The organism is Streptomyces sp. NPDC059092 (genome assembly GCF_042756365.1).
Classification (GTDB): Bacteria; Actinomycetota; Actinomycetes; order Streptomycetales; family Streptomycetaceae; genus Streptomyces.
Window position 1 is genome coordinate 108013 of sequence record NZ_JBHZEJ010000011.1, and the last position, 25424, is coordinate 133436.

At 73.5% G+C, this 25424-nt stretch carries 23 protein-coding genes and 1 pseudogene; 8 read left to right on the plus strand and 16 right to left on the minus strand.

Features of this window, described 5'->3' with window-relative positions; all coding sequences use genetic code 11:
* Window positions 1-157 precede the first annotated feature (157 nt).
* A complete protein-coding gene (locus tag ACFXPL_RS09830) occupies window positions 158-748 on the plus strand; it encodes a VanZ family protein (RefSeq protein ID WP_384915310.1) in 591 nt (196 codons plus the stop codon).
* Here ACFXPL_RS09830 and ACFXPL_RS09835 read toward each other — a convergent pair.
* A complete protein-coding gene (locus tag ACFXPL_RS09835; RefSeq protein WP_384915313.1) occupies window positions 711-3416 on the minus strand; it encodes a helicase C-terminal domain-containing protein in 2706 nt (901 codons plus the stop codon). The genes ACFXPL_RS09830 and ACFXPL_RS09835 overlap by 38 nt on opposite strands.
* A 263-nt stretch (window positions 3417-3679) precedes the next feature.
* Between ACFXPL_RS09835 and ACFXPL_RS09840 the strand changes: the two genes are divergently transcribed.
* Window positions 3680-5044: a hypothetical protein gene (locus ACFXPL_RS09840; RefSeq protein ID WP_384915316.1), complete on the plus strand. Its 1365-nt coding sequence runs from the start codon at window positions 3680-3682 to the stop codon at window positions 5042-5044.
* Window positions 5045-5277: 233 nt separating this feature from the next.
* Here the strand turns inward: ACFXPL_RS09840 and ACFXPL_RS09845 are convergent, their stop codons facing one another.
* The 3 genes from ACFXPL_RS09845 to ACFXPL_RS09855 are packed head-to-tail and all read right to left on the minus strand — an operon-like array spanning window position 5278 to window position 8281.
* Window positions 5278-6144, minus strand: a complete 867-nt coding sequence (locus ACFXPL_RS09845; protein ID WP_384915320.1) for an ABC transporter ATP-binding protein — start codon at window positions 6142-6144, stop codon at window positions 5278-5280.
* Complete coding sequence (locus ACFXPL_RS09850) at window positions 6141-7241, minus strand: FecCD family ABC transporter permease (protein ID WP_384915324.1); 1101 nt, start codon at window positions 7239-7241, stop codon at window positions 6141-6143. Before ACFXPL_RS09850 ends, ACFXPL_RS09845 begins: the two co-directional genes overlap by 4 nt.
* Window positions 7238-8281: a FecCD family ABC transporter permease gene (locus ACFXPL_RS09855; protein ID WP_384915327.1), complete on the minus strand. Its 1044-nt coding sequence runs from the start codon at window positions 8279-8281 to the stop codon at window positions 7238-7240. The genes ACFXPL_RS09850 and ACFXPL_RS09855 overlap by 4 nt, the downstream gene beginning before the upstream one ends.
* A gap of 136 nt (window positions 8282-8417) precedes the next feature.
* Here ACFXPL_RS09855 and ACFXPL_RS09860 point away from each other — a divergent pair, with 136 nt between their 5' ends.
* On the plus strand, window positions 8418-9113 hold the full coding sequence (locus ACFXPL_RS09860) for an HAD family hydrolase (protein WP_384915330.1): 696 nt from the start codon (window positions 8418-8420) through the stop codon (window positions 9111-9113).
* 14 nt (window positions 9114-9127) lie between these two features.
* Here the strand turns inward: ACFXPL_RS09860 and ACFXPL_RS09865 are convergent, their stop codons facing one another.
* Complete coding sequence (locus ACFXPL_RS09865; protein ID WP_384915333.1) at window positions 9128-9403, minus strand: hypothetical protein; 276 nt, start codon at window positions 9401-9403, stop codon at window positions 9128-9130.
* A gap of 174 nt (window positions 9404-9577) precedes the next feature.
* Between ACFXPL_RS09865 and ACFXPL_RS09870 the strand changes: the two genes are divergently transcribed.
* The gene (locus ACFXPL_RS09870; protein WP_384915336.1) at window positions 9578-9961 is read left to right on the plus strand and encodes a cold-shock protein; all 384 of its coding nucleotides are present in this window, start codon (window positions 9578-9580) and stop codon (window positions 9959-9961) included.
* Window positions 9962-10107: 146 nt separating this feature from the next.
* On the opposite strand, the gene ACFXPL_RS09875 is transcribed toward ACFXPL_RS09870, so the two are convergent.
* From ACFXPL_RS09875 to ACFXPL_RS09890, 4 genes are all read right to left on the minus strand, one after another.
* Window positions 10108-10989, minus strand: a complete 882-nt coding sequence (locus ACFXPL_RS09875) for a 1,4-dihydroxy-6-naphthoate synthase (protein ID WP_384915339.1) — start codon at window positions 10987-10989, stop codon at window positions 10108-10110.
* Window positions 10986-11729 (minus strand): futalosine hydrolase, encoded by a 744-nt coding sequence (locus ACFXPL_RS09880; RefSeq protein WP_384915342.1) that lies wholly within the window; start codon window positions 11727-11729, stop codon window positions 10986-10988. The genes ACFXPL_RS09875 and ACFXPL_RS09880 overlap by 4 nt, the downstream gene beginning before the upstream one ends.
* A 98-nt stretch (window positions 11730-11827) precedes the next feature.
* Window positions 11828-12307, minus strand: coding sequence for a DUF2771 domain-containing protein (locus ACFXPL_RS09885; RefSeq protein ID WP_384915345.1), 480 nt, complete (start codon window positions 12305-12307; stop codon window positions 11828-11830).
* Window positions 12308-12334: 27 nt separating this feature from the next.
* Complete coding sequence (locus ACFXPL_RS09890; RefSeq protein WP_384915347.1) at window positions 12335-13753, minus strand: MFS transporter; 1419 nt, start codon at window positions 13751-13753, stop codon at window positions 12335-12337.
* A gap of 736 nt (window positions 13754-14489) precedes the next feature.
* On the opposite strand from ACFXPL_RS09890, the gene ACFXPL_RS09895 reads away from it, so the two are divergent.
* Window positions 14490-15458, plus strand: coding sequence for a DUF3027 domain-containing protein (locus ACFXPL_RS09895; protein WP_384915351.1), 969 nt, complete (start codon window positions 14490-14492; stop codon window positions 15456-15458).
* Between the two features lie 48 nt (window positions 15459-15506).
* On the opposite strand, the gene ACFXPL_RS09900 is transcribed toward ACFXPL_RS09895, so the two are convergent.
* From ACFXPL_RS09900 to ACFXPL_RS09920, 5 genes are all read right to left on the minus strand, one after another.
* On the minus strand, window positions 15507-16025 hold the full coding sequence (locus ACFXPL_RS09900; protein WP_384915354.1) for a hypothetical protein: 519 nt from the start codon (window positions 16023-16025) through the stop codon (window positions 15507-15509).
* 321 nt (window positions 16026-16346) lie between these two features.
* Window positions 16347-17108, minus strand: coding sequence for an intradiol ring-cleavage dioxygenase (locus ACFXPL_RS09905; RefSeq protein WP_384915357.1), 762 nt, complete (start codon window positions 17106-17108; stop codon window positions 16347-16349).
* A 127-nt stretch (window positions 17109-17235) separates the two neighbouring features.
* Window positions 17236-17460, minus strand: coding sequence for a helix-turn-helix domain-containing protein (locus ACFXPL_RS09910; RefSeq protein WP_384915360.1), 225 nt, complete (start codon window positions 17458-17460; stop codon window positions 17236-17238).
* Window positions 17460-17957, minus strand: coding sequence for a DUF2975 domain-containing protein (locus ACFXPL_RS09915; protein WP_384915363.1), 498 nt, complete (start codon window positions 17955-17957; stop codon window positions 17460-17462). Before ACFXPL_RS09915 ends, ACFXPL_RS09910 begins: the two co-directional genes overlap by 1 nt.
* 462 nt (window positions 17958-18419) lie before the next feature.
* Window positions 18420-19661: a transcriptional regulator gene (locus ACFXPL_RS09920; protein ID WP_384915435.1), complete on the minus strand. Its 1242-nt coding sequence runs from the start codon at window positions 19659-19661 to the stop codon at window positions 18420-18422.
* A 369-nt stretch (window positions 19662-20030) separates the two neighbouring features.
* Here ACFXPL_RS09920 and ACFXPL_RS09925 point away from each other — a divergent pair, with 369 nt between their 5' ends.
* Window positions 20031-20399, plus strand: a complete 369-nt coding sequence (locus tag ACFXPL_RS09925; protein WP_384915366.1) for an ATP-binding protein — start codon at window positions 20031-20033, stop codon at window positions 20397-20399.
* 437 nt (window positions 20400-20836) lie between these two features.
* Here the strand turns inward: ACFXPL_RS09925 and ACFXPL_RS09930 are convergent.
* Window positions 20837-20980, minus strand: a pseudogene (locus tag ACFXPL_RS09930) (sugar O-acetyltransferase); the annotation flags it as partial.
* Between the two features lie 113 nt (window positions 20981-21093).
* Window positions 21094-21282 (minus strand): hypothetical protein, encoded by a 189-nt coding sequence (locus ACFXPL_RS09935; protein WP_384915369.1) that lies wholly within the window; start codon window positions 21280-21282, stop codon window positions 21094-21096.
* Between the two features lie 193 nt (window positions 21283-21475).
* On the opposite strand from ACFXPL_RS09935, the gene ACFXPL_RS09940 reads away from it, so the two are divergent.
* The gene (locus ACFXPL_RS09940) at window positions 21476-21949 is read left to right on the plus strand and encodes a carboxymuconolactone decarboxylase family protein (protein ID WP_384915371.1); all 474 of its coding nucleotides are present in this window, start codon (window positions 21476-21478) and stop codon (window positions 21947-21949) included.
* A gap of 266 nt (window positions 21950-22215) precedes the next feature.
* Window positions 22216-25407 carry a sacsin N-terminal ATP-binding-like domain-containing protein gene (locus tag ACFXPL_RS09945; RefSeq protein ID WP_384915374.1) on the plus strand — a complete coding sequence of 1064 codons (3192 nt, stop codon included), beginning with the start codon at window positions 22216-22218 and terminating at the stop codon, window positions 25405-25407.
* Window positions 25408-25424: the final 17 nt, after the last annotated feature.

The window sequence follows — 25424 nt, forward strand, 5'->3', positions numbered from 1 at the left end:
AGGTGCTATGACCGCTGAGACGGAACAGACCGGGTCGGCGAAGGCTGCTCCCGGGGCTACTTCGCGTGGTTTGCAGCGCTCGTGGGGCCGGCAGGGTTGGCGGGGGGCGCGAGCCTCCCGGCGTTCTTGGGGCCGGAGCGCGCTACGGGCCCTGATCATGGCGGTGGCGTTCGTCGCCCTGGTGGGGTTCGCCGCCGTGCTGGCCGAGATGACGTTGACGCCGTCCCCGGTGTCCGCCGACCTCGCGGGGTCCAACCTCCGGCCCGGGCACTCGCTGCGGCAGTACGCCGAGGACTACACGTTCCTCGCCGCCTGCAAGCAGATCGGTGGGAACCTGCTGATGGGGGCGCCCTTCGGGGTGATCCTTCCGTTGCTCATGCCGCGCAGGCTGCGGATGGTACGGGTGGTGCTGCTGACGGCCCTGGTGATGGCGCTGGTGGAGCTGGCGCAGGGGGCGATGGTCGAGGGGCGTGCCTTCGACGTGGACGACGTGATCCTGAACACCAGCGGCGCGCTCATCGCGTATCTGGTGCTGGGACGGCGGGTCTCGCGCCGGTTCCACATGCTGAACGCGCCCCAGCCCCAGCCCCAGCCCCAGGCCCGGCCGGAGCCCGAGCCGGAGGAGTCCCGGCCGAAGCCGAAGCCGAAGGTGTCCGTGGAGAAGCCCGCCGAGCGGGCGTCCGCCCGGCTTCTGCTGCGGCTGAGGCGGTTCAGGCCGGGTCGTCGGCCAGCTCCGCCACTCCCGTGATGCGGTGCAGCGGGTACGTACGGACCTCGTCGGCCGTGTGGTCGTACGCGGTCACGTAGCCGCCCTCCACCCGTACCGGCGCGATGACGCGCTGGCTGGCCGCGCCGTCCGCGTTGACGTAGCCGATCCAGAGTGCCGAGCCCGTCATCGCGGCGGCCTGGACCGTCGCGAGCGTTTCGGCGGACGTCGTACGCGGGAGCGCGCCGTTCACGCCGGCCGGGGAAGCGCCACCGGACATCGCCGCCGCGGTCGCCGCCGCCGACAGCGTGGCCGACCCGGACGCCATCGGCTCGGGCACCGGCCTGCGGACCACCGTCGCGGCCAGGTCTCCGGCCCGGATCGCCCGTACCGCCGCGTTCAGCAGCGTCCCGTCCGGCGTGGGCGGCCCGTCCGGGACGGGCACCGGGGCGGCACGCGGCGGGGTGCGGTGGGCGTGGGCGCGGGTGATCATCACGTCGCCTTCCGCAGACTCGGCGGCGGGCGCGAACCCCATGGCGCGCAGCCCTTCGAGCAGCGCCCCCGCGTCCGAGTGGGCCGCGAGCACGGTCGGGGCGAGGCGGCGCAGCCGCAGGCTCTGGGAGCGCTTGTCGGCCAGGATCTCGTCGAGCACGGCCTCGTCGTCGCACCGTACGTACGCGGAGGCCACGCCGACCCGCAGGTGGCCGTGTTTCCGTGCCACGTCGTCGATGAGGTAGGCGAGCGGCTGCGGAACGGGCGTACGGCTGTGGTTCTTGAGGAATTCGTGCAGGTCGGAGGCGGACTGTCCGGCGTCCAGGGCACGGCGTACGGAGCCGGGCGTGAAGCGGTAGACGGTCGCGCCGCCCTTCGACTCGACGTCGGCGGCGACGGACAGCAGCTCGGCGAGGGGGCGCAGCAGCGGGCCCGGGGCCACGGCGGTCAGGTCGGCCTGGAGGAGTACGTGGTCGAGGGCTTCGGGCAGGAGCGGCGCGAGGGCGCGGGCGGCGCGGAGCCCGGCGGGGGAGGAACCGGAGGGGGAGAGTCCGGAGGGGGCCGGGGCGCCGGGAAGCCTGCCCGTACCCGTACCCGTACCGGTGTCCGTGCCCTTGTCGGCCCCGTCGACCCTGTCGCTCCTGTCGAGCAGCGCGCGGGCGTGGGACGACAGCGCGCCCCGGCCCGTGATCCCCAGCACCTCCGCCTCGTTCAGCGTCCAGGCCGCGAGCCGCGCGCGCAGGTCGTCCGAGCGGCCGGCGGCGGACGCGCCGCGCAGGGGGCGTTCCCAGCGCAGCCGGGCGAGCAGCGACTCGGGGTCGGGTGCGGTGCCTTCGGGGAGGGTGGCGAGGAGTTCGAGGATCCGCCGCCGTACCTCCGGCGCGGGCCCCCGGTCCAGGTCGGGGCCGAGCGCCGCGAGCGTACGGCCCTTGGAGTCCTGGCTGCCGATCAGACCGGCCGTACGGGTCGCCGTCAGCCAGGCGATGGCGAGGCGGGCCCAGCGTTCGGGGGCGGGCAGCTCCTGCCATTCGTCGTAGGCGGGGGTCGGCGCGTACCGCTCTTCCGTCTCACCGTCCGACGCCAACAGCCCTGCCGCGAAGGCGAGTTCGACCCAGAAGGCGGCGATGGGCTCGGTGACGTCCAGGGCGGTGGCGGTGCGCTTGAGGTCGCGTACGGAGAGCCCGCCGGCCCGCAGGACGTTCGGGCCGCCCTCGTTCCAGTCCTTGGCCAGCTCCTCGACGGTGGCGAGGGCGGTGAACGCCTGGCCCGCGGCCGTGCTGTCCACCACCTGCGGGCGGGCGTCCTCGGGCCGGCCCGTCTCCGGGCGGGCGGCCGTGGACAGGAGCCGTCCTGCCTGGGCACGTGCGGCGGCCGACCCGGCCGCAGCCCCCTCGGTACGCGGCGCGATCGCGGGCGCCGCGGGCTCCGGCCTGCGGTGCGCGCGCCCGGCACGCAGATGGAGCGCGGCCTCGCGCGGCAGCACGACCGTCCGCGTGGTCGCGGGCAGCAGCAGCCCCCGGTCGCGCAGCCAGCGCACGGGCGGCGTCGGGCTCGACGTCACCTCGCCGTACGGCGGCCCCCACACCAGCCGGTCCAGCACCGACAGCGCCTCCATGGGGGCGGTGTCGAGCAGCGCCGCCATGCGCGTCCGGTCGGTGAAGAGCGCGGTGAGCGCGGCGACGGCGGAGACCGGGTCGTGGGTGGAGGGCAGCCCCGTCGCGGTCAGGATCTCCTGGAGCCGGCCCGGCGACATCCCGGCCGTGGCCTCGGTGACGGTCGGGCCGAGCCCGGTCGGCGAGGGGTGGGTGGCGGACGGCGCCAGCAGCTCGCGTGCGGTACGGACGAGGCGCAGCCGGTCGTCCGCGCCCCAGATCAGCGCCTGGTCACGCAGGGTCGCCACGGCGGCGGGCAGCGCCGCCTCGATCCGCTCGTCGCCCTCGTCGCCGGTCAGCAGCGCGCGCAGCGTGTCGTACGGGGCGGGCTCGGGCGCGACGGCCAGCGCCTCCGCGGTCTGGAGCGTGAACCGGTCGAGCCGTTCCAGCGCCCGTACTACGGACGCACGGGTCCCGGCGCGGGTCGCGAGCTGGGAGAGATCGCCCGGCACGGGGTTGAGCAGATCGGGCCTGGCACGCAGCAGGGCGGCGAGCGAGTCGTCCCCCTGGGTGCGCAGGGCCTCCGCGAGGGTGCGCGGTGGCGTACCGCCGGTTCCTTCGGACACGTGCGCCTCCTGCTCAGCCTTCGCGGGTCCCCATCCGTTCCACGTTAGCCCGTGAAGGCCCCGCCGCTCGCGTCCCAGGGCGGGGGCGGGCCGCGGGTTTTCCGGGGCGCGGTGGTTTTCCGGTGTTCTTCGTACCGGAGGTACGCGCCGGATGTACGGGGTGGACGCACGGGGGAGGAGTTCGACACCATCGCGCTGTGGCCGCCGTGGTGGCGGTGGTCACGCCTGGCCGGGGTGTGTGGCGCGTGTGTGCGGAGGACAGTGTGGGGATCGAGAGCGATCAGCTCGTCTACGACTACCTGAGTCGCGTCGGGGACGCGGCCCAGCAGCAGCACCTGCCCTCGGGCGACCGGATGCGGCTGGTCTCGACGCTGCGGAACGAGATCGACAAGCAGCGCGGCAAGTTCGGCACCGACAGCCCCGCGGCCGTCCGCCGGATCCTGGGCCGGCTGGGCGAGCCGCACGTGGTGGTACGGGAGGCCGCCAGGCGGGACGGGGACGACGGTACGGCGGCGGCGCGCGCCCCGGAGGCCCCGGAGGTCGCCGTACCGGTGCAGCGGACGGGCCTGGCGAAGGGGCTCGGCCTGTTGGGGGCGAAGGGGCCCAGGGAACCAAAGGGGTCGAAGGGGCCGAAGGGACCAACGGGTTCCAGGGCGTCGAAGGGGCCTGCGGCGCCCAAGGGTCTCGCGGAGCCCGAGGGGCCTGCGGAGCCCACGGAACCGGAAGCCAGGCCCGCCGCTCCGGAGCCCGTCACCCCACCACCCGCCGCCTCGCCACCCGTCACCTCGCGATCCGTGACCCCGCCGCCCGCCGCCTCGCCGTTTGTCGCCCCGCCGGTCATCCCGCTTCCGGCGGGGCCCGAGGACGTACCCGGGCGCGCCCCCGAGGCCCAGGAGAAGACCGGTCCGGCGACGGAACCGGGTCCCAGGATCCCCGCGCAGGCATCGGAGTCCCCCGTACCTCCCTCCGCGTCCCGGACGCCGCCCCGCGCCCGCCAGGGACCCGACTGGTGGCGGATCGACTCGGGCCCCGGCTCCGGCCCCGAGTACGGCCACGCGGAGCCGACACACGGGTTCGTGGGCGGGGTCGAGATCCCCGACATGCTCAGGCCACCGCCGCCGAAGAAGACGGCGGAGCAGGCGGAGGCGACGGATCCGGCGTCGGCGGCGGACGGCGCGGACGGCGCCGGTACGGAGGCCGCCGACGCCCCGGAGGACGCGGAGGGCGGCACACGCCCCCGCCGGAGGCTCCGGCTCCGCCCCCGGCCCCGCCAGGCCAAGGGCAACGGCCTGTCCAACCCGTTCCTGCTGCTGGCGGCGGCCCTCCTGGTCGCGGGCGCGTTCCTCGGCTCCTGGCTGGCCCTCGGCGGCGGCTGGCTCCTCGCGTACGCCTCCCGGACCCTCTCCCGCGCCGAGGCGAAGTGGGCGGTCTTCGGCCTCCCGGGCGTGTCGGCGGCCGGCGGGCTGGTCTGGATCTGGGGCCGGCTGGACGGCCGCTGGGGCGAGATGATCCCGAAGGACGGCATGGCGGACGCGCTGTCCGGGGTCTGGCCGGTGGTGCTCCGCACGGCGGCGGTGTCGTCGGCGCTGTACCTGGTGTGGCGCGCCCGGCGGAAGCCCGCGCGGTAGGTCGCGCGCCAGGCCCCGCGCGGAACCTCCGTGCGGCATGCCCGCGGAAGCCCGCACGCCAAGCCCCCGCGCGGTAGCCCGCGCGGCGCCAGGCTCCGCGCGGTGGAACCTCCGTGCGATGGAGCCCCGCGCCGGGCCCCGCCCGGCGGAAGCCCCGCGGTAGGCCGCGCGCCAGGCCCGCACGGCAGCCCCCGCACGGCAGCCCGCACAGCGGGCCCCGCGGAAGCCCGCGCCTACGGCCTGCCGGTCGTCCCCGCCCGCGTCCCGTCCGCCGCTGGGCCGGCTTCCCCGTCCGGCGCCGTGCCGTTGACCGCCGGCCTGTACGGCGCCCCCGGCACCACCAGCGGTGACCCCGTCACCGGGTCGGGGACGACCACCGACTCCAGGCCGAAGACCTCCCGTACCAGCTCCGCCGTGACGATCTCCCCCGGCGCGCCCTCCGCCACGATGCGGCCCGCCTTCATGGCGACCAGGTGATCCGCGTACCGGGCCGCCTGGTTGAGGTCGTGGAGCACGATCACGACCGTGCGGCCCTGCTCGTGGTTGAGGCGGCGTACCAGGTCCAGGACCTCCACCTGGTGCGCGATGTCCAGGAAGGTCGTCGGCTCGTCCAGGAGGAGCAGTTCCGTCTCCTGGGCCAGCGCCATCGCGATCCAGACGCGCTGGCGCTGCCCGCCCGACAGCTCGTCCACCGACCGGTCGGCGAGCGCGGTCACGTCCGTACGGGCCATCGCGTCCGTCACCGCGCGCTCGTCCTCGTCCGACCACTGCTGCCACCAGTGCTGGTGCGGCTGCCGGCCGCGCGAGACCAGGTCGGCGACGGTGATCGCCTCCGGCGCGACCGGCGACTGCGGCAGCAGGCCGATCGACTGCGCGATCCGCCGGGTCGGGATGCGGGCCAGCTCCGTACCGTCCAGCAGCACGGAACCGCCCTTCGGCCGCAGCAGCCGGCCCAGCGCGCGCAGGGTGGTCGACTTGCCGCAGGCGTTCGGGCCGACGATGACGGTCACCCGCCCGTCGGGAACGGCCAGGTCCAGTCCGTGGACGACCGTACGGTCCTCGTAGGCGAGCGTCAGCTCACGTGCGACGAGCTTGCTCATCCCTTGCCTCCCGTGCCGGTTCCCGCGGTGTGTCCGCGGACGATCAGCCAGATCAGATACGGGGCGCCCACCGCCGCCGTCAGTACCCCCACCGGCAGTTCGGTCGGCGACAGCAGCCGGCGCGCCAGCAGATCCGCCAGCACGACGATCACCGCGCCCATCAGCGCCGAGCAGGCCAGCGGGATCTGCGCCGTACGCGTCATGCGCCGCGCGATCTGCGGCGCGAGCAGCGCCACGAAGTCGACCGGTCCCGCCGCGCCCGTCGCCACCGACGCCAGCACCACCCCGAGCAGCACCAGACCGAGCCGGACGCGCCCGAGCCGGACACCGAGCGCGGTGGCGGTGTCGTCGTCCATCGAGACGGTGCGCTGCGCGTACGCCGCCCACGCCACCGCGGGCACGGCCGCCAGCAGCACCCAGCCGAGCGGCGCCGCCGCGTCCCAGCCGCGCCCGTTGAGCGAACCCGTCATCCAGACCTGGGCCTGCTGGGCGACCAGATAGTCGCCCTTGGTCAGGAAGAGCGTGGTGATCGAGCGCAGCGCGATCGCGAAGCCGATGCCGATGAGGACGAAGCGCGTGGCGTGCAGCCCGCCGCGCCAAGCGAAGACGTACACCAGCGCCGCCGCCACGATGCCGCCGGTGACGGAGAGATAGGGGAGTACGGAGAAGGACGTCACCCCGTACGTCATCGCGCCGACCGTGAGCGCGCTCGCGCCCTGGCTGACGCCGATGATGTCGGGGCTGGCGAGCGGGTTGCGGGCGACGGTCTGGATCAGCGCGCCCGCGACGCCGAACGCGAGCCCGACGAGCAGCCCGACCACCATGCGCGGCAGCCGCAGCGTCCCGACGACCAACTCCTGCGAGGACGGCTGCCCGGTGAGGACCTTCACCACCTCGGCGGGGGGTACGAAGCTCTCGCCCACGCTCAGGTACGCGACACAGACCGCGGCGAGGAGGACGGCGAGCCCGGCGGCGACGACGGCGGAACGCCGGTGCAGCAGGAACGATCCGCGTGCGGCCCGTACGCGCGTGTACCCGGCGGGCCGCACACCGGGCCGGGGCGCGGGGGCCTTCGTGGCCTCTGTCGTGACCGTCACGCGGGCACCGCCTTCCGCCGTACGAGCGTGACCAGGAACGGCACCCCGATCAGCGCCGTCATCACCCCCGCGGGAACCTCGCTCGGCGGGAAGACGATCCGGCCGATCACATCGGAGACCAGCAGCATGACGGGGCCGATCAGCGCGGCCATCGGGAGCACCCAGCGGTGGTCGGTGCCGACCAGCGCGCGGGCGATGTGCGGAACGGCCAGACCGATGAAGGCGATCGGCCCCGCCGCCGCGACGCCCACGCCCGTCAGTACGGTCGCGCCGACGCCGCCCAGGATCCGTACGGCCGCGACGTTCTGGCCCAGCCCCTTCGCGACGTCCTCGCCGAGCGCCAGCGCGTCCAGACCGCGGGCCACGGAGACCACCAGGACCGTACCGATCAGCAGGAACGGCCAGACCTGACCGGCCACTTCGGCGCTCCGGCCGGCCAGCGACCCCACCTGCCAGAAGCGGAACTCGTCCAGGGTCGCCGCGCTCGTCGTCAGCACGCCCATCGTCACCGACACCAGCAGCGCGTTGATCGCCGCGCCGCCGAGGGCGAGTTTGACGGGGGTCGCGCCGCCGCGCCCGCGGGCGGCGATCGCGTACACCGCGACCGACGCGACGCCCGCGCCCGCGAACGCGAACCAGACGTAGCCGGTGAGGGTGTGCACCCCTGCGACGGCGATGGCCAGCACGACGCCCACCGAGGCGCCCTGGCTGACGCCGAGGATGCCGGGGTCGGCTATCGGGTTGCGGGTGATGCCCTGGAGGGCCGTACCGGCGAGGGCGAGCGCCGCGCCGACCATCAGCCCGATCAGCGTGCGGGGGACGCGCAGTTGGCGGATGACCTCGGCGTCGTCCCCGTGCCCGGCGCCCAGCAGGGCGTCGACGACGGTGGAGGGCGCGACGGCCCGTGCCCCGACGGCGAGGCTCAGCAGGACGGCGAGCAGTACGGCCACGACGCCGGCCACCGTCCAGCCGACACGGCGGACGACGAGTCCGCCCCTGGCGGTACGGGGCGAGGTCGTCGGGACGACGGCGGCTGGCATCGGAACCCATCGGAGGCGGAGGCGGAGGCGGGGCAGAGGCAGAGACCGCGGAGCGGCTGGTAAGGCTTGGCTAAGTCTAAGCACCCGGATCAAGCCACCTCACGGGGCCGACTTCCGCCCGGGCGGCCCGGGCAGAATGGCCCGCATGGCACCCTCCACCACATCGACGACAACGACGGCATCCACGGCATCGACGGCACCGGGTACGGAGCGGCCGGGGCCGGTGGTCGGCTTCGACCTCGACATGACCCTCATCGACTCCCGGCCCGGTATCCACGCCGTCTACCAGGCGCTTTCCGCCGAGACGGGGATCCACATCGACGCCGACCTCGCCGTCAGCCGGCTCGGCCCGCCGCTCGACGAGGAGCTGGCGCACTGGTTCCCCGAGGCGCTGATCGCGGAGATGGGCGACCGGTACAGGGAGATCTATCCCACATTCGCCATCGCCCCGAGCCTCGCGCTGCCCGGCGCCCGCGAGGCGATAGCCGCCGTCCAGGCGCTCGGTGGCCGCGCGATCGTCGTCACCGCCAAACACGAGCCGAACGCCGAGCTCCACCTCGGCCACCTCGGCATCGAGCCGGACGCGGTGATCGGTTGGCTCTGGGCCGAGGCCAAGGGCGAGGCGCTGCGCGAGCACGGGGCGTCGGTGTACGTCGGCGACCACACGGGCGATGTGCGCGGGGCGCGTACGGCGGGCGCGCTCTCCGTGGCCGTGCCGACGGGGCCGTGCGGCGAGGAGGAGCTGCGGGCGGCGGGGGCGGACGTCATCCTGACGGACCTCACGGCGTTCCCGGCCTGGCTGGCGGGGTACGTGAACAGCCCCGCCCGGTAACCGCCGTACAGGAACTAGCTCTTGTCCCGGCTGCGCTGGGCGGCGACCGAGCGCAGGACGCCCGCGCCGGCGACGGCGAACCCCACGCCCATCAGCATGGAGACGGCGTAGGCGATCGTCGGGAACGGATCCGAGCCGAGGAACAGCGGTGTCACCGTGACCAGCGTCGCCACGGCGCCGACGATGAAGACGATCGCCCCGGCCCGGACCAGCCCGTCACCGGGCCCGGCCTCGTCACGCGCGGTACCCGTCGGCCGGCCTGTGGATCGGGGTGCAGGAGTAGCAGTCACCTCACCAGGGTAGTTCCCTGCGGAAGGCAGCGGACAGGAACCGTCCGGCAACGTCTTGTCACCAGCCCCTGGGCCATTAGCCTTGGGTGTGGCGGGTCGACGACCCGCTGTAGTGCTATCCAGAGCCGTTTCGTGCGCGCCAGCGCCCCAACGAGTACAAGGACGAGGACAGACGTGCCTACCGGCAAGGTCAAGTGGTTCAACAGCGAGAAGGGCTTCGGCTTCCTCTCCCGCGACGGCGGCGGCGACGTCTTCGTGCACTCGTCGGTCCTCCCTGACGGAGTCGACGCCCTCAAGCCGGGCCAGCGTGTGGAGTTCGGTGTCGTCGCGGGCCAACGCGGTGACCAGGCGCTCTCCGTGACGGTCCTCGACCCGACGCCCTCGGTGGCGGCGGCCCAGCGCCGTAAGCCGGACGAACTGGCCTCGATCGTGCAGGACCTGACGACGCTGCTGGAGAACATCACCCCGATGCTGGAGCGCGGCCGCTACCCCGACAAGGTCCACGGTGCGAAGATCGCGGGCCTGCTCCGTGCGGTGGCGGACCAGTTGGACGTCTGACCGCCCGTACCCCGCGTCCCGTCATCCGGAGGCCGGAGCACACACGTCACGTCATGTCCCGTCCGGCACGGCGTCACGTCCCCGCTCCGGCCTTCCGTCGCGCCGCCGCGGCGCCGAGGCGGGCCAGGCGCGGCGACAGCCAGGGCTCAGACGAAGTTCAGGGCGTCCGCCGGGAGGGCCGGGACCAGGCCTTCCGCTGCCGCTCGGGTCAGGAGGCCGCGAATGGCGGCGTAGCCGTCCTCGCCCAGGTCCGCGGTGAACTCGTTGACGTACAGGCCGATGTGCTGGTCCGCGACCTTCGGGTCCATCTCCTGGGCGTGCTCCTGTACGTACGGACGCGATGCCTCCGGATCGTCCCAGGCCATCCGGACCGACCGGCGGATCGACTCCGCCAGCAGCCGCAGGGCGTCCGCGCCCAGGGAGCGCTTCGCGACGATCGCGCCCAGGGGGATCGGCAGGCCCGTCGTGGACTCCCAGTGCGCGCCCATGTCGGCCAGGTTGTGCAGCCCGTAATCCTGATAGGTGAAGCGCGCCTCGTGGATGACCAGTCCGGCGTCCACCTTGCCGTCCCGTACCGCCGGCATGATCTCGTGGAAGGGCAGCACGACGATCTCGCCCACCCCGCCGGGCACCACGTCAGCCGCCCACAGCCGGAAGAGCAGATAGGCCGTCGAGCGCTCGCTCGGTACGGCGACGGTCTTCCCGGTCAGGTCGGCGCCCGGCTCCTTCGTGAGGACCAGGGGGCCGCAGCCGCGGCCCAGCGCGCCGCCGCAGGGCAGGAGCGTGAACTTGTCGAGGATCCAGGGCAGTACGGCGTACGAGACCTTCAGTACGTCGAACTCGCCGCGCTCCGCCATGCCGTTGGTGATGTCGATGTCCGCGAACGTGACGTCGAGCTCCGGCGCTCCCGCCACCCGGCCGTGCGCCCAGGCGTCGAAGACGAACGTGTCGTTCGGGCACGGCGAGTACGCGATCCGCAGCGGCGCGGAGGAGGGCGAGGGCGCGGAGGAGGACAGGGAGGGCGTCATGACGGCTCCTCGAAAACGGGGGTGAGCAGGGTGAACGCGTTCCGCAGCGACTCCAGCGCCTGGCCGATCCGCCACGACGGGCGGTCGCGCGGGCCGACGGCGTTCGAGATCGCGCGGACTTCCGTACACGGTACGCCGTGGACGGCGGCGGCCTCCGCGACCCCGTACCCCTCCATCGCCTCCGCCGCGGCCCGGGGGTGGCGCGCGGTCAGCTCCGCCGCGCGCGCCGCCGTGCCGGTCGCGGTCGAGACGGTCAGGACGGGCGCGAGGAGCGCCGGGCCCGCGTTCAGCACCGCCGCCATCCTGGCCGCCAGTTCGGCCGGCGGACGGTGTACGGAGCGGCCGAAGCCCAGTTCCTCGACGGCGGCGAAGCCGTCGGGGGAGTCCGCGCCCAGATCGGCCGCGATCATCGAGTCGGCGACGACGAGCGAGCCGATCGGCGCGTGCGGCAGGAAGCCGCCGCCGATCCCGGCCGAGACGACGAGATGGTACGGAGGGTCGTACGGGGAGGCCGCGAGCGCCGTCGCCGTGGCGACCGCGGCGGCCGTCGGGCCGACCCCGCCCGCGAGCACGTCCACCACCGGTATCTGCACGGAGCCGGGCCTCGGCGTGTACTGGGCGTGGCCCGTCATCTCGTACCCGCCGGTCAGCTCCCGTACGCCACTGGCCGCGTACCGGCCGAGCCCGGCGGCCACGGCGTCGGCCTCCGCCGCCACGGCCGTCACGACGAGTACACGCATGGCGGAACCTCTCGAAGCGACGGACGAACAGGGGCGGAGCAGTGGCGGGTCAGGAGCTGAAGAGCCCAGGAGCCGCGGAGTTCAGGGGTTACAGGAGGTCAGGAGCTCTTCTTGAACTGGAAGTGCCAGACACCGGTCAGGGACTTGCCCGTCGTCTCGACCACGCTGACCTGCGTCTCGTTGGTCGTCTCACCGGTCTGGCTGGAGAAGAACGCGCTGGCCGGGATGGACCGGTACGTCTTCTTGTACGGCTCCTGCTCGGCGGGCTGGCCGTTGATGAAGAGCGTCCAGCCGCGCTCGGCGATCTCCGGATCGACGCCGAAGCGGATCTTGTCGTCCACGGCGACCGTGATCGTCTTCTCGGCCTTCTTGTTGAGGCAAGGCTGCATGTCCGCCTCCTTGATGGCCTTGCCGTCGTTGTAGCAGTCCGCCTCGGTGTTCACCGAGTCGCTGTTGACCGTCACGGTCGCGAGCGGCGTCGGCTTGTCACAGGCGGCGAGGACGAGGAGTCCGGCGGACACCGCGCCGAGAGCGACGCCGGCCCGGCGGTACCTACCAGAGAAGAACGCAACGGTCATGGGCCGAAGGTTATCGGTCGCCCCCGTTCACGCCACACGCGGGTGCGGCGAGCCGCGTCGCGCCGTGGTCAGCAGTCCCCGTACGGCCACGAGCGCCCCCAGCGCCAGGATGCCCGCCGCCACGCCCATCCCCAGTACCCCGTTGAGCGGCAGCGCGATACCGATCGCGCCCCCGACCACCCAGGACATCTGGAGCAGTGTCTCGGAGCGCGCGAACGCGGAGGTCCGTACCTCCTCCGGGACGTCGCGCTGGATCACCGCGTCCAGGGACAGCTTCGACAGTGCCTGCGAGAACCCGGCGACCGCGCACAGCACCGCCATCATCACGCCGCCGAAGAGCAGCGCCGCCAGGACCGTGGTGAAGAGGGCGATGCCCAGCATCGTGGCGATGATCAGCTCGGGGCCGCGCGCCTTGAGCCAGGCACCGACCGCCGTGCCGAGCGCGTTGCCCCCGCCCGCGGCGACGCCGACGATGCCGAGGGAGATGGCCGCGTTCTGGCCGGCGATCGGGTGTTCGCGCAGGAGGAAGGCGAGGAAGAAGGTCAGGAAGCCGGAGAGGAGGCGGTGCGAGGCGTTGGCCTGGAGGCCGTGGAGCACGGCGGGCCCGACCGTCCGCAACGTGGGCCGCCGCTCCTTCTCCCTGCGGCCGTTCCTGTCGTTCCTGTCGGTCCCGTTGTTCCTGCCGTTCCTGCCGTGGTCCACGGTGACCAGCCGGGCCTTGCGCTCGCCCTTGGCCGAGTCCACCGTGGGCGGCAGCGTGAACGCCAGGACCGCACCGCCGAGGAAGATCACGCAGGCCCCGTACAGCGGCCCCCGCGGCCCGATCAGATGCAGCCCGGCGGCGATCGGCGCCGCCACGCCGGTGGCCAGCAGACCGGCGAGCGTGACGCGGGAGTTGGCACGTACGAGCGAGAAGCGCGGCGGCAGCAGCCGGGGCACGACCGCGCTGCGGACCACCCCGTACGCCTTCGACGCGACCAGCACCCCGAGCGCCGCCGGGTACAGCTCCAGGCCCCCGGTGATCACCGCGGTGGACATGGCGATCGCGAGGACGGCCCGGGTCAGCATGGCGGCGGCCATGGCGGCGCGGCGGCCGTGCGGGAGGCGGTCGAGGAGCGGGCCGATGACCGGGGCGAGCAGGGTGAAGGGCGCCATGGTGACGGCGAGGTAGAGCGCGACCCGGCCGCGCGCCTCGTCGGTCGGTACGGAGAAGAAGACGGTCGACGCGAGCGCTACGGTGATCATGACGTCGCCCGCGCCGTTCACGGCGTGCAGCTCGATCAGCTTGCCGAGTCCCGACTCGCCCGCGCCGTGCGCGTGGGTCGCCTTCCTGATCCCGCGCGCGGAGGCGGTGAACGGCAGACGCAGGGCGCGGCCGACGGCCCGCCCGGTCCTCCGGAGCGGGCCGCCGGACGCGTACGCGTCGGACGACCTTACGGCTGCCACCCCGTCATAGTGCCCCAAGGGCCTCTGGCGTGAACCGATCCGGCGGATGACGGGGCCGTGGCGGTCCCATGACGGAGGAGCCCGTGCGGGTCGCCGGAGGGCGGGAGGATGTTCACCCCGGCGCGCCTGCCCCGGTCGGAGCCGCGTACGCGCACACCCGGCGCGGGTCCACCCGGTTGGGGGACGGATGTACGGACGGGGCGGGGGCTGCGAAGGGGCGGTGGCTCCGAAGAGACGGGGGATCCGAAGGGACGGTGGCTGCGAAGAGAAGGGGGGTCCGGAGGGGCGGGGGATCCGAAGAGGCGGAGTCTGCGAAGGGGCGGGGTCTGCGAAGGGGTGGGGGACACGTCCGCGTCCCGGCCCCGTCCCCGGTCGCGCCGCGCCCGTACCGTACGGGGCCGGCCAACTCGCCCGGGCCGGTCCTGAGGGCGCCTTCGCAGTTCACCGTGGGGGTCCGCCCGGTTACGGCCTGGTTGCGGAGTGGCCCGAAGTGCGGGAAAGACGACGCGCAGGTGGGCGGCGGGCTGCGGAGAGGGTAGCGTGCGTAGCGCGCCACCGGCGGTTGTTCTCGGCCGCGCGCCTCTTTGTCATCCCGCAGAATGGATGACAGTAGGCGTGCCCGAGGAGAGATCGGGCGTGGACGTCGATGCGGCCCTCTGGTCCGCTCCGCCCTCGGCTCGTACATCGCGATTCGGCCGGCGCACCCGTGAGACGGCGTAGGAGAGAAGCGAGACCTGTGAGTGCTGCGACGACGCGAAGCCGAATCCCTGACCGTCTGTGCGCCGAGGCGGTAGACCTCGCCCGGTCGGCTGCCGAGGAGGCCGCCGCACCCGGTGTGGTCGGGGCGCATGTCTCGGTGGTGGCTGACGGGGACAGGGTCGTCACCCACTTCTTCGAGTGCAAGGAGCCCGGCTACCGGGGCTGGCGCTGGGCGGTGACGGTCGCACGCGCCTCCCGCGCGAAGAACGTCACGCTGGACGAAACGGTGCTGCTGCCCGGCTCGGACTCCCTGCTGGCCCCCGAATGGGTGCCCTGGAGCGAGCGGCTGCGCCCCGGCGACATGGGCCCCGGCGATCTGCTGCCGACCGAGGCGGAGGACCTGCGCCTGGAGCCCGGCTACTCGGGCGAGGACACGCCCCCGCCGAACTCCGTCGTACCGGAGGTGACCCCACGGAACCTCGCGGACCTGGTCGAGGCGGAGGACGCGGCCGATGTCGCCGCCGAGGCCGCCGACCTGGCGGAGCCCGAGGCCGGCACCGTACCGGCCGTGCCCGCGCGCGGCACGATCGCGGCGGTCGCGGAGGAACTCGGCATGCGCCGGGCGCGGGTCCTCTCCCGCTACGGGCTGCACGTGGCCGCCGACCGCTGGGACGAGTCCTTCGGCGCGAAGACCCCCATGGCCCAGGCGGCACCCGCCCCCTGCGTCTCCTGCGGCTTCCTGCTGCCCCTGGCGGGCTCGCTGCGCCAGGCGTTCGGCGTCTGCGCGAACGAGTTCTCCCCGGCGGACGGCCGCGTCGTCTCCCTGGCGTACGGCTGCGGCGGTCACTCGGAGGCGGCGGTCATGCCCAAGCCCCTGCGCCCGGCGCCCCCGGTCCTGGACTCGGTGGGTACGGACGCCTTCCCGCTCCGCCCGGCGAGGGACAGCGGCTCGGTCCTGACGGGCGCGGTGGCGGACGGCGACACGGAGGACCTGGGGCACTCGTAGGCGTAAGGGTGCGCGGTGCGGCCGGCCCAGGCCGGTTCCCTCTCGGGCTCATCCCCCGCTGTCCGCGCACTCATGGCTGTCCCCGCCGCTCCGGCACTGGTGCCCCGAGCGGCCGGGGTCCCGCGCGTCGCCCACCCGTGGTGCGCACAGCACCCCGGCGCGGGTCGGGCAGGGCGGCAGCGGCGCCGGATGGGCGCGGTGGTCCGCGTCGGTGAAGACGCCGAGCGTGACGAGAAGCGCGCACGCGGCGACGCACAACTGGACGCCGCCCGCGTAAGGGTGCCCGCTCAGCAGAAAGGCCACGGCTACGATCAGCGCGGCCAGCGTGAACACCGCGCACCAGACCGTGGGTGTCCAGTCCATCGGCGGCGCCTCGACGACGGTCCCGGCAGGCCCGTCGCCCGCCACCGGCCGCGCCCACCCGCGTGCCAGCAGGAACACGCCCATCACCAGGGCGACGAGGACCTCCAGCACCAGCACGAGCACGGCCGCGCAGCCTCCGCCCAGGCCGACGCCGCCGCGCGTCTCCGGCGGAAGGGGCGCGCGGGAACCAGGGGCGAAGACCATGCCCGTACATTCGTACGGAACCTCCCCCTCCGTACCCCGGACACCCCGAACCGAGACCCGACCGTGGCCGGCCGGTGGTCCGGGGAGCGGTGGTCGCGTTCGGGGGCCGGCGTCCCCCCGTGTCCTCCGGCCCTGCGTACCCAGAGGCCCGCCCTGCGGGACTCCTGGCACACACCTCCCACCCGGGACGCCGTCGGCACGTACATACGGCGCAGCGTCACCGCGACGAGAGGGCTGACGCCGGGCCGTCCGGGCCGGGGCGCCTGCGGTCGGGGCGGGCGTCGGCGTCCGGTGGGGCGCCGACGCCCTGATGGTGGGGTGTCAGCCCTGGTCGATGCCGAGGGTCAGGCTGCCGGTGTACCCGGCGGTGGTGGAGCCGGTCACCGTCATGAGGCCCGCGGCGGCGCCTCCGTTGCCGTAGATGCCGTCCTGCGCGAGCGTGGTGCGGGGCACGGTGTTGGTCGAGTACGGGGAGACACGGGCGACGACCGTGGTGAGCGCCTCGTCCACGAAGAGCTGACCGGTGTGCAGCTCCTGCCCGCCGCTGAACGAGCCGTCCGAGGTCAGCGTGACGTTCGTGTGCACCTTGACGTGGATGTGGATGCACCGGCCGCGGTACCAGCCGGGGTAGATCGTCGTGATGCGGGCGATGCCGTCGCTGCCGGTCAGTACGCCACCCCGCAGGAAGGTGCCGTTGTCGGGTTCCTGGTGCCCGTTGTTGCCGACGAAGCCGGAGTACTCGCCGAGCGCGTCGCTGTGCCACAGCTCCACGAGCGCCCGGTTCAGCGGCGCGCAGGTGCCGTCGTCCACGACGGTGAGCGCCAGCTTGAGCGCGATGCCCGGCTTGCCCTCGGTGAGGTCGGCGCGGACGAGCGCGCGGTCGAGGTAGTACGGGCCTTCGGTCAGCTCCTTGGTGAGCGTGCAGACGGCCGTGGCGGCGACGGGGGCCGTGCGGCCGGTCTCGTGCCCCGCCGTCGCCGGCTTGTGGGTGCCGGCGGCGCCGACGGTGAGCGCGGCGGCCGTGGCGCCGGTCCCGAGCAGTACGGTGCGGCGCCGGATGAGGGGATCGCTGTTGTCTGTCATGAACACGGCACCGTAAGGAGATCAACTGTCAGCCGGCTGTGCGTTGGGCAAAGTGACGGCGTGTCAAGACGAGGACCGGTCGCGACCGGACGGCCATCGCCCGGCAGTCCGAGCGAGTCCGGGCGGGTCAATGGCCGGCCGGCTCCTCGTCGGGCACCCAGCGCAGCACGTCGCCGGGCTGGCAGCCGAGTGTGCGGCAGATCGAGTCGAGCGTCGTGAACCGGACCGCCTTCGCGCGGCCGTTCTTCAGTACGGCGACGTTGGCGGGCGTGATGCCGACGGCGGCGGCGAACTCGCCGACCGACAGGTTGCGTTTGGCGAGCTGGACGTCGAGGTCGATGACGATCGCCATCAGACGACCTCGGCGATCTCGGTCTGCAGATCCGTCGCCTTGTGCAGAAGGCCACGCATGATGACGACGAGCATCGCGAACCCCGCCCCCGCGCCCACACACGCGGTCGCCGCCCCGAGGGCGCCGATGAGCTCCATGCCGTCGCCGGGCGAGGGGATGCCGGCCACGGCCAGATGCCCGGTGACCCCGAGCGCCAGCAGCGTCGCCACGACCGAGGCCCCGATGATGACGTCGACCCACCGGAAGGCCCGCGGCGTGAAGATCGCGTCGCGGCTGACCATGTCGAGCAGCATCCACGTGGCGACGAGCGCGACTTGGACGCAGACGATGCCGACGACGGCCACCGTCACGTAGGGCACGGCGAACGGCTCGTAAGAGGGGAAGCGGTCGACCTCGTCGGCCGCCGTCGTCGGGATGACCACGACCTGGCCGAAGAGACTGAAAAGGATCGCTGCGGCGATACCGACCCGGAGCGCGCCGATGAAGAAGTGATTCATGCATCGATTGTCGATAGCTATCTATCGAAAGTCAATCGATCCCGACGCTGCCGCCTACCCGAGGTGCGGTGCGTAGGCGGTTTGTGCGGGTGTGCCGAAATGCCCGCAGGATGGTGCTACGGGTGCAGGACGGCGCCTTCCGGCGGGAGGGCGGCGGCCGGTGCGCCGACGGGGCATGAAGGGTTCCTTCGGCAGACGCGGAGATCTGTGACGAACCGGGCGCGATGGCCATGGCGATGCCTACGGCTGACGCAGGTAGGTGCGCTGCCAGTCGGCGGAGGACATGTCCTGGGCGGCGTCGGCGAGTTCGATGGCGGAGGCGGTCTTGAGTTTCGCGCGGGTACTCGGCGATCGTCTCCGGATCCTTCACTCCCACGATCCACCAGCCGGACCGTTTCGAGCGCTTCAGGGCGCCCATCTCCATCAGGTAGCTCATGGAACCCTTGGCGTGCCGGTCATCGCTCATGCGGCGGTGACCAGTTCGCGGGCCCGCTCGTTGAAGTCCGCGATGAGCCGGTGGTTGCCGAACGGCCGCATGCGCCGCTGGAGGTCCTGCACTGCCTCCACGCAGCGCGAGGATTTCACCTGGCGTGAGAGCGTCAACGTTCGTACGCCGGCCGAATAGGCCGATTCGAGGTCGCTGCGCTGGAGATGCGCGACGGCGAGCGCGGCGTGCGACATCGCGCCCCGCCTGGCGCGCTTCTGCTTCTTGGCGTGGTCGATGGACCGGCGCGCGTGTTCCTCCGCCGCCCCGGAATCGCCCAGGTCCCGGAAGGTGTTCGCGTGTTCGCCGTGGAGATACGCCGGGTCGATGAAGGCGGCCCACTCCTGTTCGGCTTGCGGCCGTGCCCGCTCGAACGCCTTTTCCGACTCCGTCACCGCGTGTGCTGCCGCCGTCTTGTCCCCGAGGACGGCGAGGGCCCGCGCCTCCAGGCACCACAGGTCCGCCAGGCAGGCCGGAGAGTCCGTCCGGGAGAGTCCGTGGCGCCCGGCCTGGGCCAGTCGGCGGCCTTCGGTGGGATCACCGAGCAGCGTCGCCTGATCGGCCATTCCGGCGAGGACATGCGCGCCGAGCCCCGGATTCCCCGACTCCTCGGCGAGGCGGAGCGACTGGATCAAGTAGCGCTGTGCCGTGCCGTGTTCGCCGTTGTCGTAGGCCATCCACCCCAGGAGATAGGTCTGTTCGGCCGCCGCTTCGCACAGGGCACGGTGTACGTCGTCGGCGTGGGTACGGCGCAGGAGCGGATAGACGTGCTGCGTCATGTACTCGGCCAGCACGAGGCGGCCCGAACCGCCGCCCTGGAGTACGTCCATGCGCTGGAAGGTGGCGAACATGTTCCGCACGGCGGAGACGTCTTCGAGTCGTACGCGGGGACCCGGCTGCGGCTGCTGGTCGAGGGTGTTCATCAGCCAGTCTCGCGAGGGGCCCACTCCCGCGACGGCGGTGAAGGGTGCGGCGGAAAGGAACTTGCGTCGGTCCACGTCAGCTCTCCCCAGGTCTGCGACGACTTCCACGGTAGCCGTGAACGAGGAGTTGTACATGAGTGCCGCGTCCGTGGAACTGCCGTCACCGAGCCCGAGATCGTAGGTCGTGACGCGGAATCCGAAGTGATCGGAGAAGACCGCGGCGAGGATGTCCGGGATCGGCGTCCGGGGCATTTCGCCTTGGAGCCAGCACCTGACACGGGTCGTATCCGGCGAGATATGGGGCTGCTGTCAAGCGAACGCCTTGGATTTGACGCGTCTGGCTAACTCTCCGCGGCTCATCATGGAGCGATCGAGCCACTGTGCGAACTTGTCGTTCGGCGTCCTCATGCTCACCAACTTTCTACGACGGGGAGTAGTGGAAGCGACACTCTTCGACACCCCTTGAGACGGTACCTCCACCCGGCATTCCCGTGTTCTCTGTCCACAGGAACCGATCGGTCACGGGGAGTCATCGCCATGACGAACAACGCGCGATACGGCAACTCACCGAATCCTCCGGCAGGGGAGCCTCACCCGGCCTGCGTCCCGCCAGGTGCGTTAAGCGCCTGCCGCTGCCGGCCATTACCCGGGATCCCCGTGCAGGCCATGTTCCCCAGCGCCCCGGAAGTCGTCTCGGCCGCCCGGGACTTCGTCCGCGACGTACTGACCCAAGAGGCACCCGGCCTCCGTGACGAGCAGGTGGACGATGTCCGACTGATCGTCTCGGAGTTGGTGACGAATGCCGTGCGGTACGGGACCGAGCCCGGCGACTCGGTACTGGTCGTGCTGGCCGTCACGGATACGCGGGTGCGGGTGGAGGTGCGGGATCCGGTGCGGCGGCGGCCCCGGTTCCGGGTGGCGTCGCAGGAGCGTGACCGGGGCCGGGGCCTGTTGATCGTCGAGGCGCTGGCGGAGTGCTGGGGTGTGGCCGATCGGCCGTTCGGGAAGGCCGTGTGGGCCGAGGTGGCCCGGTGAACGGGCCGTCCGGCGGCCAACCGGGCGCCCCGTACGCGGGGTTCGGGGCCGGAGGTGCCGGGGCCGGGGGTGTCGGGGCCGGGCTGCGGGCCGCCTCCGAGCCCGAGCCCGAGCCCGAGCTCGTGCCGTACGCCGGCGCCGATGACCGGCTGGTGGTTCGGGGTGCGGTGGTCGCGTCCGGGGACCGGAATCCCCGGTGTCCTCCGGCCCCGCGTACCCAAAGGCCCGCCTCGCGGGACTCCTGGCACACACCCCCCACCCGGGACGCCGTCGACACGTACATACGGCGGAGGGCCGTCGGCGGCCGTGCGCGTGGTCAGGTCGGCGTCCGTGATGGCGCGGAGCGTGCGGCAGGGCGTCCCGACCGCGACGACCATGGGCGGGACGTCCCTGCTGACGACGCTGCCGGCGCCGATGACCGATCCGTAACCGATACGGACGCCCGGCAGGACGACGGCGTTGCTCCCGATCCACACCTTGTCCTCGATGACGATCGGCTCCGAGAACCGCCCGAAGTCGGCACGGCGCGCCGGGTGGACCGGGTGTCCCGTCGTCGTGAGCGTCACATTGGGGGCGATCATGACGCCGTCCCCGATACGGATCTCCACGTCGTCGACGAAGGCGAGGTTGACGTTCCCGAAGAAGTCGTCGCCGATGTGGACGTTGCTGCCGAAGCCGGCGCTGAACGGCGCGTTCAGGATGGTGCGCTCCCGACCGAGCCGAGGAGCGCTCTGCGCGTGTCGGTGTCGCCCGGCGGGGTGTGGTTGTACTCGAAGATCAGGTCGGTCCGTCGCAGCGGCGCCTGGAACGCCGCCTCGGACTCGGTGTGGACGAGGCCCCGCCGTATTCGGTCCAGGACCTCCTTCTCGTCGCTCCCCGGCACGTCGGCGCTCCCCTCCACCCGTACGAACAGACTCAGCGGCGCCCGACGTTAGCGGCTTCGGCGGATACACCACAACGAGTGATGAGATGCCCGTCACATCCGCCGGTCATCCGTCGATGTCACATCTCGCGGGGCTGTCCCGTCCAAGGGGTTGTCAGCACGGCAACGGCGCACAACGGCTAAGGAGCGCATCATGAACGCCCGACTGAACCCCCTCTCCTTCCCGACCTCGGTCAAGGCCCTCAAGCACCTGGTCGCGGCGAACAGGGCGCTCGGGGAATCGGAGCTGCCGAACGCGACGAAGGAGCTGGTGAGGCTCCGCGCCAGCCAGATCAACGGCTGCGCGGGCTGCATCGACATGCACACCAAGGAGGCCGCGCACGCCGGGGAGACCCCGGTACGCCTCCACCTGGTCGCGGCCTGGCGGGAGGCCACGGTCTTCACCGAGGCCGAGCGCGCCGCCCTGGCGCTGGCGGAGGAGGGCACCCGTATCGCCGACGCGGCCGGTGGCGTCAGCGACGAGGTGTGGGCGAACGCCGCCAAGCACTACGACGAGGAGCAGCTCTCCGCCCTGGTGTGGGACATCGCCCTCATCAACGCCTTCAACCGCCTGAACGTCATGACCCAGCAGCCCGCCGGCGACTACCAGCCCGGCCGGCACGGATAACGCGTCGAGCGGACGAGGACGAGCGCACGAGAAGGAGCGGACGCGACGAGCGGACGGGGCGAGCGGACGGGGCGTGTGCCCCCGGGGGCCACGGCGCCCACGGCGGCCACGGGGCGGACGCCGGGTGCGGCCGGTTCGCCCCGCCCCGGACGGGGGGCCTGGACGCGCCCCGCACCCCCACCGGTCCGCGCCGCGCGGTACGTTCGGGCCCGTACGCGGAGACGGACAGAGCGCCGTACGGGACCAGAACAGAGCGGAGTCACAGCGTGAGCGTCAGGACGACCGAGGGGGCCGACCCGTTCGGGACGGCGCGGCTGCGGCGTGGAGTGCTGGACGCGTGGGGGGCCGGCCCCGCGCGGTTCCGTGAGGACGCCAACGCCGAGGAGGACCTGGCCCTCGGCGGCTACCGGGACCGGCTCGTCGTCGAGCTGGCCCAGAACGCCGCCGACGCCGCCGCGCGCGCCGGGGTCGAGGGCCGGCTGCGGCTGACCCTGCGGCCCGCGACCGCCGACGGGCCCGCCGTGCTGGTGGCCGCCAACACCGGCGCGCCGCTCGACGCGACCGGTGTCGAGTCGCTGTCCACCCTGCGCGCCTCCGCCAAGCGCGAGGGGCACGAGAGCGCCGTGGGACGGTTCGGTGTCGGCTTCGCCGCCGTGCTCGCCGTCAGCGACGAGCCCGCCGTCATCGGCCGGCACGGCGGCGTCCGCTGGTCCCTCGCCGAGGCCCGCGAGCTGGCCGGGGTGACCGCGCAGGCCAGCCCCGGCCTCGGGGACGAACTGCGGCGCCGCGACGGCCACGTACCGCTGCTGCGGCTGCCGCTGCCCGCAGAGGGCACCGCCCCCGACGGGTACGACACCGTCGTCATCCTGCCGCTGCGCGACGCCGCCGCGACCGCCCTCGTGGAGCGGCTGCTCGCCGGGGTCGACGACGCGCTGCTGCTGACCCTCGCGGGGCTCGCCGAGGTCGTCGTCGAAACCCCTGACGGGGAGCGGGTGTTGCGGCGCACGCAGGACGCGTCGTACGTCGTCGTGGACGACAGCGCGGGCGGCGCCGGCGGCGGTGCGGTGCGTCGCTGGCGTGTCGTCAGCCGGCACGGCGCCACCGGGGCCGCCCTCCTCGAAGGGCGTCCCGTGGAGGAGCGGCTGCGCCCGCACTGGGCCGTGACCTGGGCCGTTCCCGTGGACGAGGCGGGCGCCCCGGCCCGGCCCCGTACCGCGCCGGTCGTGCACGCCCCGACCCCCACCGACGAACCCCTCGGTGTGCCCGCGCTGCTGATCGCCACGCTGCCGCTGGACACCACACGGCGCCACCCCGCGCCGGGCCCGCTCACCGACTTCCTCGTCGAGCGGGCCGCCGACGCGTACGCCGAACTGCTCGCCGCCTGGGAGCCCAACTCCACCGGCCTCCTCGACCTCGTGCCCGGCCCGCTCGGCAAGGGCGAGCTGGACGGCAGCCTGCGCGCCGCGATCCTGGAGCGGCTGCCGCGCGTCGCCTTCCTCACCCCGGCGACCCCGGCGGCCCCGGTCGTCCCGGTGGCCCCGGAGGACGACCACGAGGAGGGCACGCCCGCGCTGCGGCCCTTCGAGGCGGAGGTCGTGGAGGGCGCGGGCGCCGACACCGTGCGGGTGCTGGCCGAGGTGCTGCCCACGCTGCTGCCCGCCGGGCTCGAACGGCGCCCGGAGCTGCGTACGCTCGGGGTCGGCCGGCTGCCCCTCGGCGACGCCATCGAGCGCATCGCGGGCGTCGAACGGCCGCCCGCCTGGTGGTACCGGCTGTACGAATCCCTCGCGGGCGTGGACGCCGACCGGCTCTCCGGGCTGCCGGTGCCGCTCGCGGACGGCCGTACGACGATCGGGCCGCGCCAGGTGCTGCTCCCGCTGCCCGGCGAGGAGGGAGCCGAGGGGGCCGGGTCCGCCGACCTCGCGCGGCTCGGGCTGAAGGTCGCCCACCCGGAGGCCGCCCACCCGCTGCTGGAGAAGCTGGGCGCGCTCCCGGCCACACCACGGGCCGTTCTGACGACCCCGCAGGTACGGGCGGCGGTCGCCGCTTCGCTCGACGCGGGCGACGTGTGGGACGAGGACGACACCACTCCGGACGCCGAGGAACTGGCCGAGCTGGTGCTGACACTCGTACGGGACGCCGGACTTGAGGCGGGCGACGAACCGTGGCTCGGCGCGCTCGCGCTGACCGACGAGGACGGCGAACTGGCACCGGCCGGTGAACTCGTCCTGCCGGGAAGCCCGTTCGCCGCCGTACTGCGCGACGGCGAACTCGCCTACTGTGACGCCGAGCTGGCCGAACGCTGGGGCGAACAGCCCCTCGCCGCCTGTGGCGTCCTCGCCGACTTCGCCCTCGTACGCGCCACGGACGTCGTCCTCGACCCCGACGAACTGGAGCCCAGGGACGGCGACTTCGCCGAACCCGACGACGCGGGACTGCTCGACGCCGTCGACGTCTGGTGCGAGGACGTCCTGGACCGGCTGCCCGACACAGCCGTACCACCGGTCGCCACCGAGATCGTCGCCGTACGCGACCTCGACCTGGTGGACGACGAGGCGTGGCCCCGGGTGCTGACGCTGCTCGCCCGGCCGCCGCTGCGCGACGCGCTCGTCCAGCCCGTACGGGTCCTGCTGCCCGACGGGACGACGGAGAGCGTGCGGTCGTACACGGCGTGGTGGCTGCGCGACCACCCCGTGCTCGACGGACGGCGCCCCGCGGGACTGCGCTCCGCGGCCGGGGACCCGCTGCTCGCCGGGTTGTACGACGCGGTGGACGCCACCGGCTTCGACGACACGCAGGTGCTGCGCGCCCTCGGCGTACGGACCTCCGTCGCCGCGCTGCTGGACGAGCCCGGCGGCGCGGCCGAACTGCTGGGCCGGCTCGCGGACCCGGAGCGGGAGGTCACCGCCGGACAACTGCACGCCCTCTACACCGCCTTGGCCGACCTCGACCCGGACCACGTCACCCTGCCGGACGAGCTGCGCGCGGTGGTCGACGGCGAGGTGCGGGTGGTCGACGCGGCGGACGCGGTGATCGCGGACGCCCCCGACCTGCTGCCGCTGGCGGGCGGGCTGCCGCTGCTGCCGGTCGCGCCGGCCCGCAGCGCGGAGCTGGCGGAACTGCTCCAGGTGCGGCGGCTCGGCGAGACGGTCGTCGCGGACGTGACGGGGGAGGCGGCGGCCGGCGGCGAGGAGCACGAGGTGCCCGACGCGGTCCGCGCCCTGCTGGGCCCGGCCACGCCCGCCACGTACAGGGAGCACGGGGAACTGGTCGCGGGCGGCGTCGAACTGGACTGGCGCAGCACCCCGGACGGGGTGCTGCACGCGGCGACGCTGGAGGGCGTGGCGGCGGGGCTCGCGTGGGCGGCGGGGCAGTGGCCGCGGCGCTTCGAGGTGGCGGCGCTGCTGGAGGACCTGTCGCGGACGGAGGAACTGGCCAGGGACCGCTGGTTCGACTGACCGCTGGTTCGACTGAC